Source organism: Candidatus Hydrogenedentota bacterium, from assembly GCA_019637335.1.
Classification (GTDB): Bacteria; Hydrogenedentota; Hydrogenedentia; order Hydrogenedentales; family JAEUWI01; genus JAEUWI01.
Map to the genome: position 1 here is coordinate 125,201 of JAHBVV010000002.1, position 19,457 is coordinate 144,657.

14 protein-coding genes are annotated in these 19,457 nt (G+C 64.2%); 10 read left to right on the top strand and 4 right to left on the bottom strand.

Annotated features, from left to right (window positions below; all coding sequences use genetic code 11):
• Positions 1-36 precede the first annotated feature (36 nt).
• The 3 genes from KF886_04125 to KF886_04135 all read left to right on the top strand — a co-directional run bounded on the left by KF886_04125 (position 37) and on the right by KF886_04135 (position 4,289).
• Positions 37-3,561 (top strand): PKD domain-containing protein, encoded by a 3,525-nt coding sequence (locus KF886_04125; protein MBX3176524.1) that lies wholly within the window; start codon positions 37-39, stop codon positions 3,559-3,561.
• Positions 3,562-3,770: 209 nt separating this feature from the next.
• The gene (locus KF886_04130) at positions 3,771-4,025 is read left to right on the top strand and encodes a hypothetical protein (GenBank protein MBX3176525.1); all 255 of its coding nucleotides are present in this window, start codon (positions 3,771-3,773) and stop codon (positions 4,023-4,025) included.
• Between the two features lie 18 nt (positions 4,026-4,043).
• Positions 4,044-4,289 (top strand): type II toxin-antitoxin system RelE/ParE family toxin, encoded by a 246-nt coding sequence (locus KF886_04135; protein ID MBX3176526.1) that lies wholly within the window; start codon positions 4,044-4,046, stop codon positions 4,287-4,289.
• 110 nt (positions 4,290-4,399) lie between these two features.
• Here KF886_04135 and KF886_04140 read toward each other — a convergent pair whose 3' ends face one another.
• The 4 genes from KF886_04140 to KF886_04155 all read right to left on the bottom strand — a co-directional run bounded on the left by KF886_04140 (position 4,400) and on the right by KF886_04155 (position 7,087).
• Positions 4,400-5,203: a PIG-L family deacetylase gene (locus tag KF886_04140; protein ID MBX3176527.1), complete on the bottom strand. Its 804-nt coding sequence runs from the start codon at positions 5,201-5,203 to the stop codon at positions 4,400-4,402.
• Positions 5,203-6,036, bottom strand: a complete 834-nt coding sequence (locus KF886_04145) for a hypothetical protein (protein MBX3176528.1) — start codon at positions 6,034-6,036, stop codon at positions 5,203-5,205. The genes KF886_04140 and KF886_04145 overlap by 1 nt, the downstream gene beginning before the upstream one ends.
• Before the next feature lie 324 nt (positions 6,037-6,360).
• Positions 6,361-6,714: a hypothetical protein gene (locus tag KF886_04150; protein ID MBX3176529.1), complete on the bottom strand. Its 354-nt coding sequence runs from the start codon at positions 6,712-6,714 to the stop codon at positions 6,361-6,363.
• Between the two features lies 1 nt (position 6,715).
• Positions 6,716-7,087: a glycine zipper 2TM domain-containing protein gene (locus KF886_04155; protein ID MBX3176530.1), complete on the bottom strand. Its 372-nt coding sequence runs from the start codon at positions 7,085-7,087 to the stop codon at positions 6,716-6,718.
• Positions 7,088-7,264: 177 nt separating this feature from the next.
• Here KF886_04155 and amrB point away from each other — a divergent pair, with 177 nt between their 5' ends.
• The 7 genes from amrB (at position 7,265) to KF886_04190 (ending at position 18,585) form a co-directional block, all read left to right on the top strand.
• Positions 7,265-8,497, top strand: a complete 1,233-nt coding sequence (gene amrB / locus KF886_04160) for an AmmeMemoRadiSam system protein B (protein ID MBX3176531.1) — start codon at positions 7,265-7,267, stop codon at positions 8,495-8,497.
• 34 nt (positions 8,498-8,531) lie between these two features.
• Entirely contained in the window at positions 8,532-9,656 is a 1,125-nt protein-coding gene (locus KF886_04165) for an SGNH/GDSL hydrolase family protein (protein ID MBX3176532.1), read from the top strand.
• A gap of 197 nt (positions 9,657-9,853) precedes the next feature.
• The gene (gene gyrB, locus KF886_04170) at positions 9,854-12,277 is read left to right on the top strand and encodes a DNA topoisomerase (ATP-hydrolyzing) subunit B (GenBank protein MBX3176533.1); all 2,424 of its coding nucleotides are present in this window, start codon (positions 9,854-9,856) and stop codon (positions 12,275-12,277) included.
• Between the two features lie 503 nt (positions 12,278-12,780).
• A complete protein-coding gene (locus KF886_04175; GenBank protein MBX3176534.1) occupies positions 12,781-13,023 on the top strand; it encodes a hypothetical protein in 243 nt (80 codons plus the stop codon).
• Positions 13,020-13,601 carry a hypothetical protein gene (locus KF886_04180; GenBank protein MBX3176535.1) on the top strand — a complete coding sequence of 194 codons (582 nt, stop codon included), beginning with the start codon at positions 13,020-13,022 and terminating at the stop codon, positions 13,599-13,601. Before KF886_04175 ends, KF886_04180 begins: the two co-directional genes overlap by 4 nt.
• Before the next feature lie 31 nt (positions 13,602-13,632).
• Positions 13,633-16,170, top strand: coding sequence for a DNA gyrase subunit A (gyrA, locus tag KF886_04185; protein MBX3176536.1), 2,538 nt, complete (start codon positions 13,633-13,635; stop codon positions 16,168-16,170).
• A gap of 45 nt (positions 16,171-16,215) precedes the next feature.
• A complete protein-coding gene (locus tag KF886_04190) occupies positions 16,216-18,585 on the top strand; it encodes a GH92 family glycosyl hydrolase (protein MBX3176537.1) in 2,370 nt (789 codons plus the stop codon).
• The last annotated feature ends 872 nt before the right edge of the window (positions 18,586-19,457 follow it).

The window sequence follows — 19,457 nt, forward strand, 5'->3', positions numbered from 1 at the left end:
GCGGGGTCACAGCCTGCTGAGGCCGAAAGAGGACGGATGGCACGGACCTGGACATTACGGCTTGCCTGGTGCATGCTCGCGCCCTGCGCGCTCATGCTCGCCGGCTGCCCCTTGCTCGAAGGGCTCTTCGAAGGCCCCGAAGCCGCCTTTGAAGCCACGCCCGTCGCCGGCGAGGCCCCCCTCACCGTACTCTTCGTCGATGCCTCCATCGCGGGCTCGGCGAATATCACCCGCTGGCAGTGGGACTTCGGCGACGGAGCCACCTCCGATACCCGCAACCCAACCCACATCTACCAGACCCCCGGCGTATACAACGTCTCCCTGACCGTCACCACGGACGCCGGCGCGGACACCGAACTGAAGCGGGACTACATCCGGGTCATCGAATTGCCCGTGGCCGATTTCGAAGCCGCGCCGCAAGCGGGCAGCGCGCCGCTCACCGTCGCCTTTACCGACGCTTCCGCGCCCGGCTCCGCCCCGATCGATCGCTGGCGCTGGAACTTCGGCGACCGAAGCCCCACAAGCAGCGCGCGGAACCCGTCCCACACCTACGCCGCGCCGGGGCTCTACACCGTCACCCTCACCGTCACCACGGCGGACGGCCAGGACACCATCAGCAAGCCCGAATTCGTGAATGTCGCCGGGCGGCCCACCGCCGATTTCTCCACCGATTTCACGCCCGGCGTCGCCCCGCTCGCCGTCCAGTTCACCGACGAGTCCGAAGTCGGTACCGCCGCCATCACCAGCTGGACCTGGGACTTCGGCGATGGCGCCATGTCCATGGATCAGAACCCGCTCCACACCTACACCGAGCCCGGCGTCTACACCGTCTCGCTCGCCATCGAAACCGCCGCCGGAAACGACCGCATTGAACGACCAGACCTCATCGTCGTGGACGAGGGGCCCGTGGCCGAGTTCTCCGGAAATCCCGTCATGGGTTCAGCGCCGCTCACCGTGGCCTTCACCGATGCCTCCACCGCGGGCTCGCGCGAGATCACCCGCCGCCTCTGGAATTTCGGCGACGGCGGGCTCCTCAGCACCCTCCGGAACCCCACCCGGACCTACACCGAGCCCGGCAAGTACACCGTCTCGCTCCGCGTCACCACCGACGCCGGCGCCAATACCGCCGAAAAACCCGACTACATCACCGTCACGCCCGGCGTCGCCTTCAGCGCGAACCAGCGCGCCGGCCGCGGGGCGTTGACCGTCCAGTTCGTGGACGAATCCGCCACCGGCGCGCTCGCCGTCACCGCCCGCGCGTGGGACTTCGGCGATGGCGGGACCAGCACCGAGGCCAACCCGGAACATACCTACGCCGAACCCGGCGTCTACGATGTTTCCCTCGAAATCACCACGGATCTGGGGCCAAGCCAGGCCACCAGGCCCGCCTTCATCACCGTCGCGCCCGACACCGCCTTCAGCGCCGAGCCCGCCAGCGGACCGCCGCCCCTCGAAGTGACATTTGCCGACGAAACCGCCGCCGGCGCGCTCGAGGTCACCGCCTGGGCCTGGGATTTCGGCGACGGAGCCACCAGCGACGAGCAGAGCCCCGTCCACACCTACGAAACGCCGGGCCGCTACACCGTTTCGCTTGCCACGGAAACCGAGCTGGGTTCCGACACCGAGCGGCGCGCGGGCCTCATCGCGGTCAACCCCGTCGTCGACTTTACGGCCAGCGCGCAAACCGGCCAGGGAACCCTCACCGCCAATTTCACCGACGCCACCAACGCCGGCAACCTCAACATCCTCGGCTGGTTCTGGGATTTCGGCGACGGAACCACCAGCACCGCCCAGAACCCCTCGCATACCTTCGGCGCCATCGGCAGCTACGATGTCGCCCTCACCGTGACCACCGCCCTCGGCGATCACACGGAAACCCGCGAAGCCTTCATTCAGGTCGGCCCAATCGTCGATTTCAAGGCCGACGCCGTTCGCGGCGAGGGGACGCTGAACGTCACGTTTTCCGATCAGACCCAGGCCGGTTCGCTCGAAATCGAAGCCTGGGCCTGGGACTTCGGCGACGGCATGGTCAGCAACGAGCAGAACCCGGCCCACGAATACATGCCCGGGCTCTATTCCGTCGGCTTGACCGTCACCACCAGCCAGGGCGACACCACGACCGTCAAGGAAGACCTGATCCTCGTCGCCCCGCGCGTGACCCTCGACTTCGTGCAGCAATCCGGCCCCGCGCCCTTCGAAGCCTCGCTCCTCGACATCACCATGCCCGGCAACTTCGAAGTGCAGGGCTGGCTGTGGAACCTCGGCGACGGCAACACGAGCGAGGAAAGGAATCCGGTCCACGTATACGAAGAGCCCGGCACGTACACCGTCACCCTCACGATCATCACCAACGGCGGCGAATTCTCCAGAACCGAGCCCAACTTCATCACCGCCTTGCGCGGCCCCACCGCCGCATTCACCCACCAGGTCGCCCGCGGCGGAAACCCCGCAGACCCCGTCACCGTCACCTTCACCAACATGTCCCTCCCCGGCGACTCGCCCATCCTCAACCAGACCTGGGAATTCGGCGAATCCGCCATCGCCGACGACGAACTCGCGATGGAAGAAAACCCCGTCGTCGTCTACCCCGGAACCGCCTTCGACACCATCCCCCAAAACGTCTCGCTCACCGTCCGCACCTTCATCGCCGCCGACACCCTCCTCCGAGAGAACCTCTTCGGAGCACCCGCCGCGAAATCCACCCTCGCACCCGACCTGCTGGATGCCGCCGATCTGACACAGATCACGGCAGACGTGTCGGGCGACGTGTGGGTGGCCGGAAACATTGAAGCGGACAAGGAAATGCGCGCCATCCTCGCGCGCCTGAACCCGAACGCTGATCAACGCTGGGGCGTCGAATTCAACCTGGAGGGTACGCTCGAAATCGCGGGTCTTCACGCACCCGGCGATGGCACGGTGCTCGCCGCGGGTACGTGGATGTTGGACGGCGCAGCCGCCATCTACCTCGCACACTTCGACGCCTTTGGGGAGGCAATTTGGGAGACCGTCTACACCGGCGCGGAGCGCTACCGCGCCACGGGCCTCACAATGCTTGCGGACGGTACGGTCGTAGTGGCGGGCTACACGCCGGCGGACGACAATGGCGTGGCGCCACTTTTCCTGCTCACGTGCAATGCGAACGGCAGCGGGATGGCCCGTCAGGCGACGGAACTCACCGCGGCGACAGACCGAACGCCCATCGTAGCGGCAGACGCCAACAAGCTGTATGTGGCGTACGCTACGCCCGACGGTACCGTGCTTGCGCGACACGAAATCGGGAGCGCAGGTGTAGCGTCTACCTTGGGACGGGTTCCCGGTACGCCCCAAAACGTGGGATGGAACAGCGCAACAGCCACGGCCCTCGCCGCGACCAAACTCGACACGGCAATCCGCATCTACGCAGTAACCGGCGGCGGCATCCCCACGGAGCTTCTCGCCCTGCCACAAAACACCCCGGTGGCCTTGATTTCCGACGGCCCGGACGCCGGCATCGCCTGGCTCCATCGCGACGAAACAACCGGCCACTGGACCCAACAAAGACAAGCCATATCAGGAGGTTAGGCATCCCTGCCTGACCCAGCAAGCGCGATGGCGCTAACGAATCAACGTGGCCACTGGAACGACAACCGTGGCCGCTTCACCACCCAGACACCTGGGCGCCGCCGGCGGAAACCCGCGGGCCCGATCATTTGTCGAAACACGGGCAATCCGGCTACAATCTACGCAGGGGACAACACATTCGGAGCCCACCCGTGACCGAGCGCCAGCTAGTGAGCATGCACGACGACCTCAGCGATGCTATCGCCAACATTGCCGACGGCGAACCGGTGCTCTTGCGTCACGGAACCGAACCCGTGGGCGCCTTGGTCTCCATTGCGGATCTCCGACTACTCGAACAGTACTGGGAGGAGCGGGAGAATCGCATCGATCTGGATGCCATACGCGAAGTGAAGGCCGAGATCGCGCAAAAAGGCACGGTGCCCTGGGAGACCGTCAAAGACGCACTCCAGACCGAGGCCGAGTAAGTCCCCTACACCGTCAGTGTGGCGAAAAGCGCGCAACGCGCTTTGGCCCGACTTCCCAAGTCAATTCAGGCGCGGATCGTAGAGCGCATTGACGCCGTGGAAAACGAACCGCGCCCGCCCACTGCAACCAATGTTGTCGGTGCGCCCAACACCTACCGCATCCGCGTCGGCGACTACCGCATCGTATACGAAATCCAGGATGCGGTCCTCATTGTACTTGTTATCCGTGTGGGACACCGCCGGGAAGTATACCGCGACCGCTAATTGTGGCGACCATGACGCAATTACCGGTGAGCTGGCGGGAATGATTGTCATGGGCGCCGCCGGCGGAAACGTATTGGGACGATCGGAATTGAGTCGCGATACCCGGACCATCAGGGGAACAGGCCCCGCAATTCCTCAGCCCCCGGGCAGCGCCCGTACTCGCACAGTTCGAAAAGTTCCGCGTAGGTGACGTCGTCGCCCGCCGCGCCATAGGCCGCGCGCAGCGCCGCGCGGGCCGGTTCGCTCTGCGCCGGCTTCTGGAGGTAGGGCGCCCATTCCGCCTTCAACCACGCCAGGCGTCCCGCCGCGTCCGCCGGGGGCGCAGTCGCCGATCGCATGATCCACGGAAGCCACTCGTAGAACTGCGAGTCCATCGCGTCCAGCATGGCCCATTTCGCATCCATGACGTCGTCCACGCTGACCGCCACGTCGGGACGGAAGGGGATGGGGCGGGTAAATTCGTCCATCATGTAGAGGAACACCGGGTTCGTTTCGAGGGCCGGCGTGTCCGGGCAGAAGTGGGGGACCGTTACCATGTAGGCCGCGTCCTGCACCGCCATAGCCGCATACCGGTGATCGGGGTGGTAGTCGTAGGGCCGGTGCGTAATCACGATATCGGCCCGCCACTCGCGGATGATCCGCACCACCGTCCGGCGCAGCTCCATCGTCGGCATGAGCTCGCCATCGTGGATGTCGAGCACGCGCTCCTGGAAGCCGCCGATCACCGCCGATCGCTCCGCTTCGGTGCGCCGCCGGTTCGCCAGCGCGCCACCGCTCATTTCATGGTGCCCGATGTCGCCGTTCGTCATCGAAACCAGCAAGGCGCGATGGCCCGCCCGGCTCCACTTGATCAGCGTTCCCCCCGCGTACACCTCGCCGTCGTCCGGATGGGCCCCGAAACAAACAATATTCATCAGGATTCCGCGGGCGCCGGGGCGTCGGTTGCGGGCGCGTCGGCGGCCGGCTCGCCGGGCGCCGCCTCCCCGGTTTCCGTCGGGGCCGCTTCCGTTGCATCGTCCGAGGGCTCCGCGGGCGCGTCAGCGGCCTCCTCCGCCGGAGGCGCGGTCGGCGCTTCGCCGGGCTCGTAATTGATGCGGAGCGGATTGCTGCGCAAGACGCCCCGATCCTCGATCGACCCCTGGAAATTGGCCAGGTCCACCGTGGCGGGATCCGTGCCGCGCGGCACAAACGCAATGTCCATTTCCGCGTAGAGCAACATGGTTTCGGGCAGGGCGTCCAGGCCCTGGACCGCGTCCGCCTCGAAATGCTGCGGCGGGAATTCCCCCCCGGCCATCCGCTTGCGGACCGAAGCGTTCTCGTCGAAAACAGTGGCGAACGTCGCGATCACATCCTTGCGATCCGGCGCGATTTCGCGGATCAGGCGGCCCTGCGCCACCACAATGCGATTCGGGAACTCAAGCTGGGTCTTCAGATCGATGTCAAGCGGAAGCGCGGCCGGCTTCGCGCCTTCCACGGTAACCGTGACCAGATTGAGCCTCTGGAGCTGGCTGCGCATCTCATTCGCGCTGACCCCGGCCGGGGCCGCAGCCGGCACGTTCAACTCAAAATCAACCTTCGCTTCAAGGTCGCCCACCGTCAACTCGGGCGTTGACTCGGACGGGGGAATGTAGGGGATATCATCCATCGCGGATTCCCCGGGTTGCGGGGACGGCGTCGCCTGCCGGGATTCTCCACCGCATCCAACGAGAAACAATACGCCAGTCGCCAGGATGGCCAGGTACTTCATGTGCTGCATCTCCTGAAAAGCCGCCCGAACACGCGGATCGTTAAGGCAGCATAGAACCACAAAGCGCCCGCGCCGCGCAAGTTATGGCGGCCCGCCCGTCCCTGCGCCGCAGCCGCAACAGGATCGCGAACGTCCCTCATAAGGAGGTCAGGCATTCCCTGACCCGCAACCTCCCGCGCCCCGTCCGATTCCCCTCGCGCTTCGGCACGCTACCCGACGTACGCAACGCCCGTCCACGTATCGAACACTGCCCCAAGTCCTCCATCATTTCCTCATTCGCGTCAAATCGCGTCCATTCACGGTTTCCCCTCCCCGCTCCGCCCGTCAGGAGCCCGAGTCCCGGGAAGATCCATTCTCCTCGTCGTTGGAAGCGCCGCCGCCCGTCCCGTTGGGGTTCCTCCGCAACGCGCGCCGGAACTCCTCGCTGCCCAACGTCTCGTCGAAGAGCGCCTTCTCCTCCCGCAGGTACATCAGGCGAATGAAACGCATGTCGAGCAGCACCATGTAGAACGTCACGAGAAGTGACAGCGTGAAGACGCCCCAGTACACCGCCAGGCCTGGAAGCGGCAGACCGGTTACCCCCGGCTTCGTCCCATACCACGCCAGGACACAGCAAACCCCGAGCGCAACAAGCCCAACCGTGCGCCAGGTTCGCTGGGATATCGGCAGATCCCGCATCTTACTTATACGGCACCCACACGCGCTCTTCGTACGTCTCGCCGGACGGCGTGCGAACAATCCGCACATCGTAGTGGCCGTGCTGCGTGCGCGCCGGCGCGGCGGAAGGCTGTGGGTGCGAGTATTGGTTCTGCGGGTAGCTCCGTTGCCGGCGCTCATCCACCTGATCGCCCACAATCGCCCCCGTAATGGCGCCCACGCCCGCGCCAATCAGTGCGCCTTCGCCCTGGCGGCCGGACTGGTGCCCGATGATCGCCCCGGTGCCCGCGCCAAGCAGGCCGCCAAGCACCGCGCCATCCTGCGTCGGGGTCGTGTTGCATCCCGCCAGGATCAACGCCAATGGTGTGAAAGCTGCGATTAACCGTTTTTTCATGCGAAAACCTGCCTTTCGACCGGCGCAGCAACGCGCATGCGCCGGTTCCTTCACTAACCAGTGTACCATCGGGACGCCCATTTGTCATGGACGCCGCTGTACACAGGACGCGCGCGCCACCGCACTATTCAAACAATCGGCTTGCGCCCGCGACCGCCGCGGGCTATCATGGAACGCATGAGCGAGCCCTACGCACCCTTGCGCAATATCGACGCCGCCCCCCTGGAGCACGATGGCGACACCTTCATCGCCATGAGCGACCCCTCCGGCTACGTGGAAGATCAGTTGGTCCTGACGCCCGCCGCCTTCTTCATCGCCGCCATGCTCGACGGGCGAAACACCCGGCCCGACATCCAGCGGGCCTTCAAGGCGCAGTTCAACGCGAATGTCGGCCCCGATCAGGTCGACGAGGTCGTCGCCTACCTTGACGACCATGGTTTCCTCTACAACCGCCAGTTCGAAGCCATCCGCGCCCGGGTGGACCGGGATTTCGGCGCGTCGGATACCCGGCCCGCCTACTTCGCCGGGCGGGCCTACCCGTCCGCGCCGGAGGAGCTCCGTTCCTTCATCGATGGCTTCTTCACGGCCGAAAGCGGGCCCGGGGAAGTGCCCGCCGCGTCCAATGGCGGCGCCCACCTCCGCGGCCTGATCGTCCCGCATATCGATTTCCAACGGGGCCGCGCCGGTTACGCCCACGGATACGCCGCCCTCTTCCAGCAGGGACGGCCCGATGTCGTGTTCGTCTTCGGTGTGGCCCACGCGGGCGCTTCGACCCCCGTCGTGCTGACGCGAAAGCATTTCGCCACCCCCTTCGGCCCACTCGAAACCGACCAGGAAATCGTCGATCAACTCGCCGCCGCCTGCGATTTCGATCCCTTCGCCGACGAGACCGTCCACCGCACGGAGCATTCCGTCGAATTCCAGGCCGTCATGCTCGCCTACCACTACGGCCCCGCGGTAAAGATCGTCCCCGTCCTCTGCGCCGCGTTTCTCGACGATCCCGGAGCCGGCACGCCCGAGGGCAATGCTCCGCTGGAGAAGTTCCTCGACGCCTGCCGCGAAATCGCCGCCGCGCCCGGGCGCAATGTCGCCGTGATCGCTGGCGCCGACCTGGCCCATGTGGGGCGGCGCTTCGGCGACCCCTTCGATATCGACGACGGCGTCATCCAGGACGTTTCCTCGCGGGACCACGAGGATCTCGGGCACATCACCGGCGGCATCGATCCCGCCGGCTTCTACGCCTCCGTCATGAAGGACCGTAACCGCCGCAACGTCTGCGGGCTCAACTGCATCTACGCCACCCTCAAGGCGCTCGACGGCACGGTCTCCGGCGGCGCAATGCGCCACTACGGCTACGCCCCGGACCCCGCCGGCGGCATCGTCTCCTTCGCCAGCATCGCGCTCGAATAGGCGCGCCGCCCCCGCGTCACGGATCGGCCTCGATATGGGCAGTGAACAGCCAACACGACCCCGGATTCGCCTGATAGCATACGGGCTCATCGCATGCTTCTCGGCCGCGCTCATCGCGTCGCTCGAAATCGCGGGCTGGTGCTACCTCCGCGCCGAAGGCGTGGACACCGACCGGCTCTTCTGGGCGCGCGGCGGCATACAGGAGGCGGCGGGCCTCTTCGATACCCGCGACAGCTTCGCCTCCCTCGACCCACTCCTCAGCCACGCGCACAACCGCCAGAAACTCGAAGAACTCGGCCTGCGCCACCTTCCCGGATTCGTCATCTATGGCGAGGCCGACAATGAACACGCGCTGACCGTGGTCGCGCTGGGCGGCTCGACCACCGATCCCCTCGTGGAAGAAAACTGGCCCAGGATGCTCGCCAATCAGTTCGCCGCCGCGGGAATCCCCGCCCGCGTATACAACGGCGGCGTCGCGGGCTACTCGTCGAGCCAGGAACTCCTCAAGCTCCTCCGCGATGTGCTGCCCCTCGATCCCGACCTCGTGATCTCGCTCAACGGCGTCAACGATATCGGCTATCTCCACGCCGTGCCGGACCATCCCATGATCCACCCCTACCAGCGGCGCGTGCTCGCCAGTCTCGCCGGTGATCGCCCGCTCTCCATACCGCTGCTCCCCAACGCCGTGCGCGCGGCCCTGCGCCTCGCCGGCGGCAACGCGGCCCCCGGCATGAACTGGGGCACACCCGTGGATGCGCCGCCCCACGACCAGTGGCTGCGAAACGTCCGCGCCATGCACGCCGCCGCCGGGGAATTTGGCGTGCCCTACCTGTGCGTGCTCCAGCCCATTTTAGGCTTCGGGCACTACGAGGCGTCGCCCGAGGAAAGGGCGATGCTGGACGAAACCGCCGCCCAGCACGCCCCCCGCCGCGACTACATCGCCGACATGCAAGCCTTCTACCGCAACGCGTCGGAGGCGGCCGGCGCATATCCGTTCATCATGGATCTCACCGGCGTGTTCGCCGGCAAGTCCGGTATGTACCGCGATTCCCGCCACCAGACCCCCGCGGGAGTTCGCGTGCTCGCCGAGGCCATCTACGCCCACCTCGAAGCCCGCAATCTGACCGGCAATCGGCCCGCGACGCCCGGGAATCCGTAACACCCGGCGTGGGGGAGATGCGCCGACCGAACTAGGCGGTCCTGCGGGCCCCCGTTTTCCACAAGATACCGTGTTTCAACGGGTTAACTGGCGCTAAATATAGCGTAAGGGTTTGTATTCCCAGGTCCGATTTGCTATACTGGTACATCTTCCAACAACCCGCATTCCCGGGGGCAGTATGATTCGAGGTAAGTACAATGGCTGAAAAAGGTTACGGCGCGGATTCGATTCAGGTGCTGGAGGGTCTGGAGGCCGTCCGCAAGCGTCCCGGTATGTACATCGGCGACACCAACACCCGGGGCCTCCACCACCTGGTCTACGAGGTGGTCGACAACAGCATCGATGAAGCGCTGGCCGGCTATTGTTCCCAGATCAACGTCGCCATTCACATCGACAACAGCATCACCGTTATCGACAATGGCCGCGGCATTCCCGTCGACAGCCACAAGAAGTTCAAGAACAAAAGCGCGCTCGAAGTCGTGCTGACCGTGCTCCACGCGGGCGGAAAGTTCGACAAGGACTCCTACAAGGTCTCCGGCGGCCTCCACGGCGTCGGCGTAAGCTGCGTGAACGCCCTCTCCGCCTGGCTCGAAGCCGAAGTCAAGCGCGACGGACACGTCTGGTTCATGGCCTTCGAACGCGGCAAGCCCAAGGGGCCGCTCGAAAAGCGGGGCAACGCGAAGACGACCGGCACCAAAGTCACCTTCATGCCCGATTCCGAGATCTTCGAGGTCTCGGAATATAACGCCGAAATCCTGCGAAATCGCCTGCGGGAGCTCGCCTTCCTCAACAAGGGCATCAAGATCGTCTTCGAAGACGAGCGCACCACCGATGAGCCCGAGATCATGCAGTATAAGGGCGGCATCATCGAGTACGTCAACTACCTGAACCGGAACAAAGAGCCGCTCCACCGCAAGCCCATCTACCTGGAGGCCGCCCGCGACGATGTCGAGGTCGAGGTGGCCCTGCAATACACCACGGTCTACACCGAAACCCTCTCCACCTTCGCCAACAACATCAACACCCACGAGGGCGGCACGCACCTGAGCGGGTTCCGCGCGGCGCTCACCAAGAGCCTCAACGATTACGGAAAAAAGAACAACCTCCTCAAAAAGGCCAACGCCGCCGTCTCCGGCGAGGACGCCCGCGAGGGCCTCACCGCGATCATCTCGGTCCGCGTGAAGGAGCCGCAGTTCGAAGGCCAGACCAAAACAAAACTGGGCAACAGCGAAATCCAGGGCATCGTCAGTTCCCTCGTCTACGAAGGCCTCCAGACCTACTTCGAGGAAAACCCCACCACCGCAAACCGCATCATCAACAAGACCCTCGAAGCCGCCCGCGCCCGCGAGGCCGCCCGCAAGGCCCGCGACCTCACCCGGCGAAAGGGAGCCCTCGATTCCATCGGACAGGCCGCCAAACTCGCCGACTGCTCCGAGAAAGACCCCGCGCTCTGCGAGATATTCATCGTGGAGGGCGATTCGGCCGGCGGTTCCGCGAAACAGGGGCGCGACCGGCGCTTCCAGGCCATTCTCCCGCTGCGCGGCAAAGTGCTCAATGTGGAGAAGGCCCGCGTTGACAAGATGCTCAGCAACAACGAAATCCGATCCCTCATCACCGCGCTCGGCACCGGATTCGGCGACACCGATTTCGACATCAGCAGGCTCCGCTACCACAAAATCATCATCATGACCGACGCGGACGTCGACGGCGCCCACATTCGCACGCTGCTACTCACCTTCTTCTTCCGCCAGATGCCGGAGCTCATCCGGCGCGGGCACCTCTACATTGCCCAGCCGCCCCTCTTCCAGATCCGAAAGGGCAAGAAGTCCCAGTACGTCAACACCGAAGCCGAATTCGAGCAATTCATCTTCGATGGCGTCCTCGAAAACGTCAAGGTCACCAGCGCAACCTCCAACGGGCGCGGCGTGCAGGAAAAAACGCTGATGCGCGCCTTCCGCGCCGCGCAGGACCGCCGGAAAATGCTGGCCCGCCTGCTGCGCGTTTACGGCGTGCACGAGGAAGCCGTCGTCAAGTGCATGTCGCTGCCGCGCGAGATCCTGACCGACCCCGGCAAGCTCTCCGCGGCGGATCTCGCGGATATCTTCGGCACGGAAGTCGAAATCGTGAATCTTACGCCCGACCAGACAGAGCTCGATGGCCTCGACGGCGCTAACGGCAATGGCAACGGCAAGGCGAAAAAGTCACTCGAGCCCGGCCAGGTCGATCTCGCCTTCCTCAAGAGCCACGAATTCTCCGCCATGCTCACCCACATGGAGCCGCTCGAGGCCCTCGGCGCCGGGCCCTACTCGGTCGAGCCCCGGGGCGGCGACACCAGCGCCGAGCCCTTCACGACCAGTGATATCCTCGATCTCTACGACTACCTCCGGACCACCGGCGAAAAAGGGTTCCACATTCAGCGCTACAAGGGTCTCGGCGAAATGAATCCCGAGCAGCTCCTCGAAACCACCATGGACCCCGAAAACCGCACCCTGCTCAAAGTCATGGCCGACGACGAAATCGCCGCGAGCGAAATGTTCGTCACCCTCATGGGCGACCTCGTCGAGCCCCGAAAGGAATTCATCGAAAAACACGCCGCGGAAGTCCAGAACCTGGATATCTAGGCGCCCAACGCGGCGCGAACTCGGGTCAGTTGAATCAAATGCCAAACAGCCGTCTGAAGCAGCGCGCGGGAATAGCGCCACCCACTCCGGTACATCGCGAGGAAGCGCGGCAAATGTAGGATAGCCGTCCCGGCTGTCCAACGCGCCAAATGCGCAAAGGATCGCGGACATTCCTGTCCGCGGCAAAGCCGCCTTCGCTACCAGCGGACGCCCTGGAAATCGTCCGGTGTCCGCAAGAAAGTAGGATAGCCGTCCCGGCTGTCCACCGCGCCAAAAGCGCAAAGGATCGCGGACATTCCGCGGCAAAGCCACCTCGGTTGCCGGAAGGCGCCCTGGCAACCGCCCGGTGCTTTAGCCACGCAGTGGCGACATACCGTAGCCCAGCGGCGAGCGAAGCGAGTCCTGGGTTAGTGGTCCCCAACGATAGAGCCCCAGCGGGGCGGCATAGGAGAGAATCGTTACAGAACTTGCCCCCCGGGCCCGCTCGACGGTAGGAGATAGAAATGAGCTATATGCAAGACACTTCGCCGGATGCGGAGCGCGTCTACTACGATCTGCTCGCCCGAATGACACCGGAGCAGCGACTCCTTCGGGCCAGCCGTTTTTCAGGGCGCATGCGTTCGATTCTTCTCGAATCCATTCAAGCGCAACATCCCGAATACTCGGATCGCGAGGTGCGCATGGAGTACTTTCGGCGGATTATGACCGAGAGCGAATTCACATCATTCGCCGCGGGGTTTCCGTGAATGTTGAGGACGAAAAGGGCCTCACACGCATTACCATCGAAGCCCTCGAACAATTGCGGATTCCGTACATGGTTACGGGTTCCGTCGCGTCGTTCATCTACGGTGAGCCGCGCGTTACATACGACATAGACATTGTAATCAATCCGTCAAGCGAAGCGTTTCACGCATTGCTCGATGTACTGGAACCGCACGCGTATGTATCGCGTGAGGCCGCCATGGACGCCTTTCGTCGCCGGCAAATGTTTAATGCGATTGGCTTTGAAACGGCCGAAAAAGTGGATCTCATCCTCTTGAGGGACCGGCCCTACAGCACCGCCGCATTCGACCGGCGCCGGCGAATGGCGCTCAAGACAATGTCCTTTATGGTCTCCACGCCTGAGGATTCGGTCCTGAGCAAATTGTCGTGGGCAAGGCGCGGTGGCTCCGAGCGGCAGCTGCGCGATGTCTACGGGATTTTGAGGAACAAACTGGCGGAGCTCGATTGGGACTACCTCGAACGATGGGCGGCCGAGTTGGCCGTAAGTTCGTCGCTGGCTGAACTGCGGGCCCAGGCCGAGCAAGACAATAAAAGAGAATAAGCGCCGCGCAACGTGACCGCAAGGAAAACGAATGAATACCGAAAAAGACATCAGGCCCATGGCCATCGAGCAGGAGATGCAGAAGTCCTTCATGGAGTACTCCATGAGCGTCATCGTCAGCCGCGCGCTGCCGGACGTGCGCGACGGACTCAAGCCGGTGCACCGCCGCATCCTCTACGTCATGCAGGAGCTCAGCCTGACACACGGGCGCCCCTTCCGCAAGTGCGCGTCCATCGTCGGTGACGCCCTCGGCAAGTATCACCCCCACGGCGACTCGTCGGTCTACGACGCGCTGGTCCGCATGGCCCAGGAGTGGAACATGCGTTACCCGCTCGTGGACAGCCAGGGCAACTTCGGCTCCATCGACGGCGACAACGCGGCGGCCTACCGGTACACCGAGGCGCGCATGGAGTCGATCACGGCGGAGATGATGGGGGATCTGGACAAAGAAACCGTGGACATGCAGGACAACTTCGACCAGCGCCTGCAAGAGCCCACCGTGCTCCCGTCCGCCTTCCCCAACCTCCTCGTGAACGGTTCCTACGGCATTGCCGTCGGCATGGCCACCAGCTGCCCGCCCCACAACCTCACCGAGGTCTGCAACGCGATCATCCACTTCATCGAGCATCCGAAGTCCACCCCCGACCAGCTCATGAAGTTCATCTCCGGACCGGATTTCCCCACCGGCGGCGTGATCCTCGGGCGCAAGGGCATCAAAGAGGCCTACCGCACCGGGCGCGGGCGCCTCAAGGTGCGCGGCCGCGTCGCCGTCGAAACCAAGAAGGAAGGCGGCCAGGGCAAGCAGAGCATCATCATCCAGGAAATCCCCTACCAGGTAAACAAGACCCGCCTCATCGAGTCTATCGCCGACCTCGTTCGCAGCAAGACCGTCGAAGGCATCACCGACCTGCGCGACGAGTCCGACAAGGACGGCATGCGCATCGTCATCGAGCTGCGCCGCGGGGAAGAGCCCGAAGTCGTGCTCAACCAACTCTACAAGCACACCCAGCTTCAGGCCACCGCCAGCATCATCTTCCTGGCGCTCGTAAACAACACCCCGCGCGTCCTGAACCTGGCCGAACTTATCCACTACTACGTCGAGCACCGCGCCGAAATCGTCGAGCGCCGCAGCCGCTTCTTGCTCGCCAAGGCCGAGGACCGCGCCCACATCCTTGAAGGCCTGCTCAAAGCCATCGACAACATCGATGAGATCATCAAGATCATCCGCGCGTCAAGCGACCGCGACGATGCCCGCGAAAAGTTGATGGCCCGCTTCGAATTCTCCATCCCGCAGGCCAACGCCATCCTCGCCATGCGCCTCCGCCAGCTGACCGGCCTCGAGCGCGAGGAGTTGCAGAACGAATACGCCGAGCTCCTCAAGGAGATCGAGCGCCTGCAAAACATCCTGTCGAGCCACCGCAACATCCTCAACGTCGTGCGCGACGAAATAACCGCAGTCCGGGACAAACACGGCGACGAGCGCCGCACCGACATCATCGAGGACGAAGGCGAGTTCAATATCGAAGACCTCATTGCCGACGAAAACATGGTGGTGACCGTCTCCAACCAGGGCTACATCAAGCGGCTCCCCGTCAGCACCTACCGCAAGCAGAAACGCGGCGGAAAGGGCGTTTCCGGCGGCGACGTGAAAGAGGACGACTTCGTCAAGGACCTCTTCATCGCCTCCGCGCACCAGTACATGCTCTTCTTCACCAACCTCGGCCGCGTCTACTGGCGCAAGGTGCACGAGCTTCCCAAAATGAGCCGCACCGCCCGCGGCCGCGCCATGGTCAACCTCCTCAGCCTCGCGAACGATGAAATCGTTACCGCCTTCCTCGCCGTACGCGACCTCAACGAGGAGGACAAGTTCGTCTTCATGGTCACCAAGAAGGGCGTCGTCAAAAAGACCTCGCTCAAGGCCTACAGCAACCCCCGCACCACCGGGATTATCGCGCTCGGCCTCAACGACGGCGACGAACTCATGGACGTGCAGCTCACCTCCGGCGACGACAACGTCCTTATCGCAACCTACAAGGGCATGGCCATCCGCTTCCCCGAAAAGGACGCCCGCCCCATGGGCCGCACCGCCAGCGGCGTTATCGGCATCCGCCTCGCCGACGATGACTACGTCGTCGGCATGTCCCTCGCCCGCGACGAAAGCACCGTCCTCAGCGTCACCGAAAACGGCTACGGAAAGCGGACCCAGGTCGGCGAATACCGCCTCCAGCACCGCGGCGGACAGGGCATCATCAATATCAAGACCACCGACCGAAACGGCAACGTGGTCAGCATGATGACCGTCGACGACAGCGATGAACTCGTGCTCGTCGCGACCGACGGCATCGTCATTCGCACCTCCGTCAAGGACATCCGGACCATCGGCCGCAACACCCAGGGCGTCCGCATCATGAAGCCGCAGGAGGGGGCCGTCGTAAGCGCCGTCGCCAAGGCTGTCGCCGAGGAACAGGAAGACGAGGTCGCCGAAGCCGGCGCGCCGGATGTAGAAGATGTCACGGCGGAGGACGCCGGCGATACCGGCGCCGCGGAGACCGACGACAGCGAAGAATAGAAACCAGTCGGCGGGGCCCCGTGCGGGCCCCGCGGGAGATAGCCGGTGAAGTTCAGGCGTGTGCTGAAGTGGGTCCTGATCCCGGTGCTCGCGCTCCTCGCCATACCCGTGCTCGGCCTCGCCTTCGTCTGGGGAGCCTACCGCGTCACCGTCGCCGCGAAACCGGGCGGACTCGACACCGGCATCGCCCCCGGCGCGCTGGGCGCGGAGGTTGACCCCTTCATCGCCACCGGCGGCGTCTCCTGGATGTGCGGGCACAACTCGCCCGCCGCTACCGTGCCCTTCGGCATGGTGCGCCTCGCCCCAGACACCGCCTCGCTCTTCACCAACCAGCAGGGCCTCAACCGCTCGGGCTACTTCTACGGCGACAACAAAATCCTCGGATTCAGCCACACCCGGCTCCTCGGCGCGGACGCCCTGGAAGGCGGCGTCTTCCGCATCCTGCCCGCGACCGAACCCCTGGCGGGCGGCGCCCCGGAGGACGAACGCTTCGCGCGCTTCTCCCACCGCCAGGAAACCGCCTTCCCCGGCTACTACGCCGTGCGCCTGCCCCGCGACAACATTCTCGCCGAACTCACCGCCACGGCGCGCACCGGCGTGCACCGATACACCTTCCCGCCCGGCGCGACGCCGCACCTCATGCTCGACGCCACCAGCACGATCGCCGATCGCCGCAGCGAACGCGGGCGCATCACCATTCACCCCGACCGGCGGCGAGTGGAAGGCTCCGTACGGATCTTTGGTTCCTTTTCCGGTCGCTACGGCGGGCTCGATGTCTATTTCGTCGCGGAATTCAGCGCGCCATTCGAATCCTACGGCGTCTGGAGCGGCAACGTATTCCAGCCGGGCGAACGCGCCGCCGAGGGCGACAGCGCCGGCGCCGATCTGGGCTTCGCCGCATCGGACTCGGCACAGGCCGTCGAAGTGCGCCTCGCGTTATCGTATGTGAGCGTCGAGAACGCCCGCGAAAATCTCGACGCCGAAGCCCTGGGCAAGTCCTTTGAAAGCATCTACGCGGAAGCCCGCGACCGCTGGGAGGAACGCCTCGGGCGAATCCGGATCGAGGGCGGAACGGAAAGCCAGCGCCGCATCTTCTACACCGCCCTCTACCGGGCCTTCCAGATGCCCACCACCTTCAACGACGTGAACGGCGAGTACACCGGCTTCGACAAGGCCGTCCACACCGTCGAGGAGGGCGCGACCTACTACACCGATATGTCCCTATGGGACTCCTTCCGGACCGTCCACCCGCTCTATAACCTCATCGCGCGCGGGGATCAGCGCGACATGATGGCCTCTCTCGTCGCCATGGGAAAGGCCGGCGGATCCCTCCCGCGTTGGCCTTCCGGAGCCGGCTACACCAACTGCATGTTCGGCACGCCCGCCGACATTGCCGTCTCCGAGGCCTGGCTCAAGGGCGTGCGCGACTTCGACATCGAAGCGGCCTACGAAATGATGCGCCGGACCGCTACCACGGGCCCCCCGGAGGGGACGCGCTTCCGCGGGCGCGAGGGGCTCGCCGAGTATCGCGCGCACGGATACTGTCCCTCCGACGTGATGTCCGAATCCGTGTCCGCAACCCTGGAATACGCCTGGTGTGATCACGCGCTCTCGCTCCTGGCCGCCGATCTCGGCCGCGCCGAGGACGCCGCGCTCTTCGCGAAAGGCGCCCACGCCTACAGGAATCTCTGGGACCCCGATCGCCAATTCTTCGTGCCCCGGGATTCGACCGGTTCCTTCGCCGAAGTGTTCGACCCGCTCGTGCTCAGCTACACCGACTCCGGCCGGAAGTACACCAGGGACTTTGTCGAAGGCAGCCCCATGATGTGGCGCTGGGCCGTTCCCTTCGACGGCGAAGGCCTCGTCGCGCTCTTCCCAAACCCCGAGAAATTTGTCGCGGAACTGGAGGACTACCTCAAAAAGTCGAACCGCGGCGCCGGTAAGTGGCATCCCGGCGTGCACTACTGGCACGGCAACGAGCCCTACTTCCATGCCGCCTACCTCTTCAATGCCGCCGGACGCCCCGACCTGACCGGGAAGTGGGTGCGCCATATCCTCGAGACCAAGTACACCGACGATTACGTTGGCCTCGACGGCAACGACGACGGCGGGACCATGTCGGCCTGGTACGTCTTCAGCGCACTGGGGTTCTACCCGATCGCCGGAACGCCGCGCTACGAAATCGGCGCACCCCTGTTCCCCCGCGCCGCCATCGACCTCGGCAACGGCAGCGAGCTCGTGGTAATCGCCGAAAACGCCGGCCCCGAAAACCCCTTCGTCCAGTCCATTCACCTCAACGGCAAACACCTTCTCGAGACCCACCTGATGCACGACGCCATCGCCGACGGCGGCGAGCTCCGCTTCAAAATGGGACCCCGCCCAGGCGCCATCCCGAAATCGGACGCGCCACAATAGGCTACGCAATACACCATCACACGCCAAGGGACGTACCGCCGCGAAAAAGCCAAACGTCTCCAACACACCCCGCGTCCAACCCAAACACCCCGGTCCACATCCGCAAAACCCCCAACGCGGGGGTACGTCCCGGCCGGAGTCGCAGAAAGGGCGCACCCCGCACATAGCCCGCACCAACCCACCCCCAACCACAACCCCCCAACCGGCGCCGTGCATACCGCAGAGCGCCACGCATCCTCGCGCGATGCGGTACCATGCACCGCCGGTTTCCGTTTGGCCGTCGCAGAAGCCAGAATCCCACACGGAGTCCATCGCGTTGGCGCGGTATCCTCCCCCGTATCATATAACGCTCAGACTATCCATGGTGTTCTGAGCAAAATCACCCGGCGAATTTCGTAATCCGTCGCGGCTCCCAGAAAAACCTCACGTCTTCAAGGTGCGTCAACGTGGCTTAGCCTTTCAGGCTAAGGCGGCGTTTGCGACGGTTTCCAGCAGCCCATCAACGCCACAAAAGCAGACCCGAATTCCCAACGCAAGACACTCCTTCCTTCATTCGTGTCCATTCGCGTTGATTCGCGGTTCAACATTGATTGGTCGCGGCCAGCCGCTGCCCTGCCTTCTTTGTGATCTTTGTGCTCTCTGTGGCTCCCAATCCAATCCCCCGCCCGCATCAACCTCGCATCGCGCCCAGCATCCACCCCCTTGCTCCATGCGCCAATAACAATCTTTCCCCAACTTCTATTCTTCGTACTACGATACGTCAACTTCTTGTTTTTTCTGCAAGTTCTTTCGCTCATGATCCATATAACCAGTTGTTGTAAAAGCATTTACGAAGCTAGAAATCCAGGGAGAATTTCCGGGCCTTTCCGCAA